A 7,254-nucleotide genomic window follows, 5' to 3' on the forward strand; every position below is an offset into this window, starting at 1 on the left:
TTGTAGGTGACGGTGAGAGAACTTTCGTCGAGCATCGCTGCCTGGATGCGCGGCCATGGGCACATGTAGGTGCAGACCTGCTCGCGCATCAGACCGCCGAACGTGTAGGTGGTAGCCGTCAGCACGGCGACAGTGATGTAGGCGACGGGTGGCGCGGTGCCGGTGAAGAGTTCGCCAACCAGCGTCGGCGCATCGGCAAAATAGAAAATCCAGGCGCCGCCGGTCGCCGCACCGATGACCAGCCAGACGGCGTGCTTCGATAAGCGCAGCATCAGCTTGCGGGCGGTCCAGGGGCCTGCATCGAGTTTCATGCGAGCGTTACGGTCGCCCTCTATCGCACGTTCGACGACGAGGAACAGATCGACCCACACCGTCTGAGGGCATGCATAGCCGCACCAGGCACGGCCGACAGTCGAGGTGATCAGGAAAAGACCGACGCCCGCCATGACCAGGAGGCCGGCCACATAGAAGAATTCCTGGGGCCATATCTCGATGAAGAAGAAGTAGAAGCGCCGGTTCGCGAGATCGAGCAGGACTGCCTGGTCCGGGGCAAATGGACCGCGAGCCCAAGGCAGCCACGCAGCCAGGTAATAGATGCCAAGTGTGATCGTCATCACCAGCCATTTGAAGCGACGAAAGTTGCCCGAGGCGCGCTTCGGAAAGATCTTTTGACGCGCGGCATAAAGCGGCTTGCGGGTTTTGGCGGAATTGACAGTTTCTGTTTCGAGCCCTGTCAACTGCGTCTTGTCACGCATGTGCAACTCCACTTTCCCAGCCAATGTCAGGGGCACCTGTCGTAAAGCCTCGCCGTAGGATAGCCTTGCCGGGTTGTGCAGATCGCATTAGGGATGGTGTCGAGGCCCGGCTCACGCCGGGCCTCGTCCGCTTGGCAGGGGGGACCGAAGAATAGGACCTTCCATTCCTATTCTCCGCCGCCAAGCGAATGGACATAAACTGCAAGTTCCTTGACCTTGATCTCGCCGAGACGGCCAACCCAGGCCGGCATGACGCCCTGTTTTGGCGCACGGACCTGTGCGGCGATGGCTGTCTCACCGGATCCATAGAGCCAGATCGCATCGGTCAGGTCGGGGGCGCCGAATTCCCTGTTGCCTTTTGCATTGTCGCCGTGACAGGCCACGCAATTCTCGGCAAAGACCTTGGCGCCGGGTTGGATCAGACTTGCATCGCGGACCTTGCCGGAAAGGCTGGCCACGTAGGCGCTGACTTGTGCGATCTGGTCGGCGGTAATGATGTCGCCGAAGGCCGGCATTTCCGACAGGCGCGTGTCCGGATCGGATGCGAAGCGGATGCCGTGCGTAATCGTCTGCTGGATCTGCTCGGCCTTGCCGCCCCACAGCCAGTCGTCGTCGTTGAGATTGGGAAAGCCCTTGGAACCCTGGGCGCCGGAGCCATGACATTGTACGCAATTGACCTTGAAAGCGGCGCCACCGGCGGCGATTGCGAATTCGCGCAGGCCGTCGTCCGCGGCGATTTCCGAGACGCTCTTGGACTCCACCGCCGAGATATATTTGCCCTTGGCGGCCTCAGCCGCGGTCAGCTCGTTCCTGACCTCGTTGCGGCTGGAATAGCCGAGCACACCCGTTGTCGCCGAGTGCAACAGAGGCCATGCTGGATAGGCAATGGTGTAGCCTATCGCCCAGACAATGGTGACGTAAAAAGTGATAACCCACCATCTGGGAAGCGGGTTGTTCAGCTCCCGGATACCATCCCATTCGTGGCCGGTGGTCGAGACGCCAGAGATTTCATCGATATGCTCGTCGCTCATGATCACTCGTCCTCGAGCGGAATGCGGGCCGCTTCGTCGGCCAGCCTTCGGCTGCCGGGGCGTAGGGCAAAGGCGATGCACCCCACGAAGAACAGCGCCATCGCAACCAGGCCCCAGCTGTCGGCAAACGCCCGCATCAAATTGTAGGTCATCAGCGTTCTCCTCAGCGGTAGCCGGCGGCTTCGTCGTAATTTTTGAAGTCGACCAGTGTGCCAAGCATCTGCAGGTAGGCGAGCAGGGCATCCATTTCGGTGACCTGTTGCGGGTTGCCGTCGAAGTCGCCGATCTTGGCTTTTGGGTAACGCGCCTCAAGGCCTGATGTGTCGGCATTGGGATCGGCCTGCGCCGCCAGATCCGCATTGGCGTGGGCGATCATGTCATCGGTGTAAGGGACGGCTACAAGCCTGTTGGCGACCAGATGCGTCGAGAAATCCTTCACGTCGATCGGCGTGTCTTTCAGGAACCCATAGCTCGGCATGATCGATTCCGGCACCACCGAGCGCGGGTCGGTAAGATGCGCGACATGCCATGCATTCGAGTAGCGGTCGCCAACTCTGGCGAGATCCGGCCCGGTGCGCTTCGATCCCCACTGGAAGGGGTGATCGTACATGGACTCGGCAGCCAGGCTGTAGTGGCCATAGCGCTCAACTTCGTCGCGGAACGGCCTGATCATCTGGCTATGACAGAGGTAGCAGCCCTCGCGCATATAGATGTTGCGCCCGACAAGTTCGAGCGGCGAATAGGGGCGCATGCCTTCCACCTTCTCGATCGTGTTGTCGAGATAGAAGAGAGGCGCGATCTCGACGATGCCGCCGACCGTCACCACGAGCAGCGAGCCAACGAGAAGAAGCGTGGCGTTCTTCTCGATGATTGCGTGTTTGTCCATCAAGCCCATTACCTGGCTCCTGATCGCGCAGGTCGGATGGCGACGGGGCTCGGCATCGGCTCCTCCTCGCGCTGGTGGCCGAGGATGGTCCTGGTGATGTTCCAGGCCATGATCAGGGCGCCGGAGAGGTACATGGCGCCGCCGATGGCGCGCAGGACATAGTAGGGGTGCATGGCGGCGACGGTTTCGGCGAAGGAGTAGACCAGGAAGCCCTGCTCGCCATATTCGCGCCACATCAGGCCCTGCATGATGCCGGACACCCACATCACCGCGGCGTAGACGACGATCCCGAGTGTCGCCAGCCAGAAGTGCCAGGTGACGAGCCTCAGCGAGTAGAGCCGTTGACGGTTCCAGAGCTTCGGGACCATGTAGTAGATCGCGCCGAACGAGATCATGCCGACCCAGCCGAGCGCACCCGAATGGACGTGCCCGATGGTCCAGTCGGTATAATGCGACAGCGAATTGACCGCCCGGATCGCCATGATGGGGCCTTCGAAGGTCGACATGCCATAGAAGGCGACGGCCATCACCATCATGCGGATGATCGGATCGGTGCGCAGCTTGTCCCAGGCGCCGGACAGCGTCATCAGGCCGTTGATCATGCCGCCCCAGGACGGCATCCACAGCATGATCGAGAACACCATGCCGAGCGTCTGCGCCCAATCGGGCAAGGCGGTGTAGTGCAGGTGATGCGGCCCGGCCCAGATGTAGAGAAAGATGATAGCCCAGAAATGGACGATCGACAGCCGGTACGAATAGACTGGCCGGTTCGCCTGCTTGGGCACGAAATAATACATCATGCCGAGGAAGCCGGCGGTGAGAAAGAAGCCGACCGCGTTGTGGCCGTACCACCATTGCGTCAAGGCGTCCTGGACCCCTGAAAAGGCGGAGTAGCTCTTGGAGCCCGGGAACGAGACTGGTATGGACAGGTTGTTGACCACATGCAGCATCGCGATGGTCACGATGAACGACAGGTAGAACCAGTTGGCCACGTAGATATGCGGTTCCTTGCGCTTCAGGATCGTGCCAAGGAACAGAATGAGGTAGGCGACCCAGACGATGGTCAGCCAGACATCCACATACCATTCGGGTTCGGCGTACTCGCGGCCCTCGGTGATGCCGAGCAGGTAGCCGGTCGCGGCCATGACGATGAACAGCTGGTAGCCCCAGAAGACGAACCAGGCGAGATCACGGCCGAAGAGGCGCGCGCGGCAGGTGCGCTGCACGACATACAGAGACGTGCAAAGCAGCGCGTTGCCGCCGAAGGCGAAAACGACACCGGATGTGTGCAACGGCCGCAAACGACCGAAATTGAACCAGGGCTGGATGTTGAGATCGGGGTAGGCGAGCTGCAGCGCGATCACCACGCCGACCAGCATGCCGACGACACCCCAGAACACGGTGGCGATCGCGCCGTAGCGGATCGGACCATCCATGTAAGCGGATGGGTCAATCGGAGCTGCTGGCCTGAACTCCGTGTTGCGCAACAGGATCGCAGTGAAACCAGCCACTGCGAAGAACAACACCCACATGTGTCGGCGGAAAGGTTCATCCACGCCGAAGCCGGCGGCCACCAGGGCCGCAAAAGCGAACACGCTTAGAAGGACGATCTCTGTGCCGAATTTCATTGCAGATCCCGATCTCGAATCTGGTGGATGCCAAATCCGCAGCGCACTAATCGCGCAGCCGCCGCCCCCTCGCCCTGATCTATGTCAGGCCGCACGATTTTGTGCGGCGCAATCAGCAGGTGGCGAATGAACGAGGAACGCAGCGCGGGCTCACTCCCTCATGGAAGGCGTTCCCTGGGTTGGGCGGGCGCAGACGCGATCGCTGAGGCGAAAGCTGAGGCTCTGCGCGCGTTGGATGCTATTGCCGATGCCCTGCCAAACGTTGTTCGGATCCCATTGGAAACGAACGCGATCGTTCCGCCGAGCCGTGGCAGATTAAGGACCATGCTTCGCCGGTATGTGCCGAAACACACCTGGCGATTGGTCACGTTCCTATCAAAGCCCGAAAGCTGTTTGTCTCGACAACCGTGACGCCGCTTCGTCGAAGGCGCGGCGACATCGCATTAAAAGGCAAACACGGCCCGCCCCGGAGTCATGCGACATGGCCTCGCCGCTTAGGGCCGCTCGCGTCCGCCGCCACAGCGCTTCTCCAGACGGCTTATGCTGTCCACCGTCACATGGCGTGCGTTCTCAATCCGAATCACCCCGTCAGCCCGCAATCGCGTCAGTTGGCGGCTCACGGTCTCGCTGGTGATTCCAAGGAAATCAGACATTTCGGCACGCGTCAGCGGCAGATCGAAGGAGGCCGACCCGGAAGCCGCATCGAGACTGGAATCGATATTCCGGGCCATCATGAGGAGAAAAGTCGCCACCTTTTCCGGAGCTGTCTTGCGCCCCAGCGTCACCATCCACTCGCGCGCCTCATCGAGTTCATTCAGCGTCTGTTTGAGCAGGCGATGCTCGAATTCCCGTGACGCCTTCATCATCCGTTCGACGGCCGCTCGCGGAAACGAACACAGCGTGACTGCTGTTGCCGCTTCCGCATTGATCGAGCTTTCCTCCTTGAAAGGACGTCCCAGAAAATCCGGTGCAAACTGGAGACCGACGATCTGCTGGCGCCCATCCGACAGGCTCTTTGATAGCTTTACCACGCCTGAAAGCACGTTGGAGTAGCTGTCGACGTTCTGTGCCTCGCCGGTCAACTCCATTCCTGACTCGATCCGGCGACGCGAGCAAGTCTTGGCGAGCCCAACCAAATTGTCTGGATCGAGCGCACCGCAGACACCGCGACGCCGTGCCTCGCAAGGGAAGCAAAGAACAGGAATGCCGGAACTATGAATGTCTTGCCGAAAGGTCATGCGTTCGCCTTACCCGATCCTAACTGCCGGCAGGATACCCATCCAGGGTAGAGAAATCCTGCGGCGGTTTGTCCATGAGCGCGGCTGATCGAGATCAGGGTCTGCTTCAGCGATGCGTGCAGTGTTCCGGCGGGCAACACGGTGAACGCGAGATGCAATCGGAAATAGCTGTCAAACTCAGCGAGAACGTCCCACGCTACACCAGCTATCCGACGGCGCCGCATTTCCATTCGGGGATCGATGCTGCCATTTACCGTGGCTGGTTGGAGACGCTGGAAAGCGGCGACGAAATCTCGCTGTACCTGCACATTCCTTACTGCGACAAGCTCTGCTGGTTCTGCGCCTGCCACACCAAGCAGACGCACCAATATGAGCCGGTGGCCGCTTATCTGCGCTCGCTGAATGCCGAAATCGTCACGATTGCCGGTCTGGTGAGCGGCAAGGCACATGTCCGTGCAATCCACTTCGGTGGCGGTTCGCCAACTATTCTGAGGCCCGATGATATGGTTGCTCTTGGAGCGGCCTTGCGGGACAGCTTCGACCTTCTCCCGGATGCTACGGTCAGCATCGAAATCGAAACCAACGACATGGACAAGGCGCGCCTTGATGCACTTGCTCAAATCGGCGTAACGCGGGCGAGCCTCGGCGTGCAGGATTTCGATCCGCAAGTGCAAAAAGCAATTAATCGTGAGCAGAGTTTTTTGCAGACCAAGGCAGTCGTCGACGGGGTTCGTTCGCGGGGCGTCGAATCGGTCAATCTGGACCTGCTCTACGGGCTCCCGAATCAGACACGCGAGACGATCTGTTCCACGGTGGCGCAGGCACTGACCTTGGAGCCAGACCGGATGGCCCTGTTCGGCTACGCACATGTGCCCTGGTTCAAGAAGCATCAGACGATGATCGACGAGGCATGGCTGCCGAGTCCCACTGAGCGTTTCGCCCAATCTCAACTCGCGGCGCGGGCAATTGTCGCCAAGGGATATGAGGCAATAGGACTCGATCATTTCGCGAAGCCCGACGATGCGCTGGCCATAGCGGCCCGCGCAGGGGTTTTGCATCGCAATTTTCAGGGCTACACTGAGGATCGCTGCCCGACACTGATCGGACTTGGCCCTTCGTCCATCGGTCGTTTTCGCCAAGGCTACGTGCAGAACATGGCTTCGACTGCCGGGTACGGGCGCATGGTTGCGGATGGCGGGTTGGCTGCCGTCCGCGGCGTTGCCCTTTCCGACGACGATCGCGTCCGTGGCTGGATCATCGAGCGGCTGATGTGTGATTTTGCCTTCTCGGCAGTCGACCTGGTGGAGCGGTTCGGCAAAGCCGGCGAGCAGCTCCTTCATCGCTCGAGGTCCATCGCACTCCACGATCCTGCCCGAGCGCTTGAATTCGATGGTGACAGTTTCCTCGTACGGACTGAAAGTCGCCCCTTCATTCGAACCATCGCGGCCAAGTTCGATACATATTTCAAAGGGGGAACGGCGAGGCACTCGGTGGCGGTCTGAGCAAAGCACAGTGCGCTCGCCGTTTGGTCGATCGGCGAACCAGCTGCGTTCGTTTTGACCGCTCATAGGCGACTACCGCATCAAATCGTCGACCGTGAACAATCCGAGCCCTAAGCGGCGACCGGCTTCGGCCGGATTTGAAGCAGGGCAATCAAGAGCGACAAAAACCCCTTCAGCCACCTGAGCAGGAGGGAGAAGTTGTAGCCGGCGGCGG

General features: G+C 60.3%; 7 protein-coding genes. 1 reads left to right on the top strand and 6 read right to left on the bottom strand.

Going from position 1 to position 7,254, the window contains the following annotated elements; genetic code table 11:
* The 6 genes from EN879_RS17940 to EN879_RS17965 form a co-directional block, all read right to left on the bottom strand.
* The coding region (locus EN879_RS17940) for a 4Fe-4S binding protein (protein WP_127274159.1) at positions 1–755 on the bottom strand (755 nt) is incomplete at its 3' end.
* A gap of 167 nt (positions 756–922) precedes the next feature.
* Positions 923–1,786 carry a cytochrome-c oxidase, cbb3-type subunit III gene (gene ccoP / locus EN879_RS17945; RefSeq protein ID WP_063169223.1) on the bottom strand — a complete coding sequence of 288 codons (864 nt, stop codon included), beginning with the start codon at positions 1,784–1,786 and terminating at the stop codon, positions 923–925.
* A gap of 2 nt (positions 1,787–1,788) precedes the next feature.
* A complete protein-coding gene (locus EN879_RS17950; protein WP_024502864.1) occupies positions 1,789–1,938 on the bottom strand; it encodes a cbb3-type cytochrome c oxidase subunit 3 in 150 nt (49 codons plus the stop codon).
* A gap of 11 nt (positions 1,939–1,949) precedes the next feature.
* Positions 1,950–2,681 carry a cytochrome-c oxidase, cbb3-type subunit II gene (ccoO, locus tag EN879_RS17955; protein ID WP_063169224.1) on the bottom strand — a complete coding sequence of 244 codons (732 nt, stop codon included), beginning with the start codon at positions 2,679–2,681 and terminating at the stop codon, positions 1,950–1,952.
* Entirely contained in the window at positions 2,681–4,300 is a 1,620-nt protein-coding gene (ccoN, locus tag EN879_RS17960; protein ID WP_063169225.1) for a cytochrome-c oxidase, cbb3-type subunit I, read from the bottom strand. The genes ccoO and ccoN overlap by 1 nt, the downstream gene beginning before the upstream one ends.
* A gap of 494 nt (positions 4,301–4,794) precedes the next feature.
* On the bottom strand, positions 4,795–5,538 hold the full coding sequence (locus EN879_RS17965; protein ID WP_024502861.1) for a Crp/Fnr family transcriptional regulator: 744 nt from the start codon (positions 5,536–5,538) through the stop codon (positions 4,795–4,797).
* A gap of 152 nt (positions 5,539–5,690) precedes the next feature.
* Between EN879_RS17965 and hemN the strand changes: the two genes are divergently transcribed.
* Positions 5,691–7,040: an oxygen-independent coproporphyrinogen III oxidase gene (gene hemN / locus EN879_RS17970; protein WP_063169226.1), complete on the top strand. Its 1,350-nt coding sequence runs from the start codon at positions 5,691–5,693 to the stop codon at positions 7,038–7,040.
* The last annotated feature ends 214 nt before the right edge of the window (positions 7,041–7,254 follow it).

The sequence above is a fragment of the Mesorhizobium sp. M7A.F.Ca.AU.002.02.1.1 genome, from assembly GCF_003998535.1.
Lineage (GTDB): Bacteria > Pseudomonadota > Alphaproteobacteria > Rhizobiales > Rhizobiaceae > Mesorhizobium > Mesorhizobium ciceri.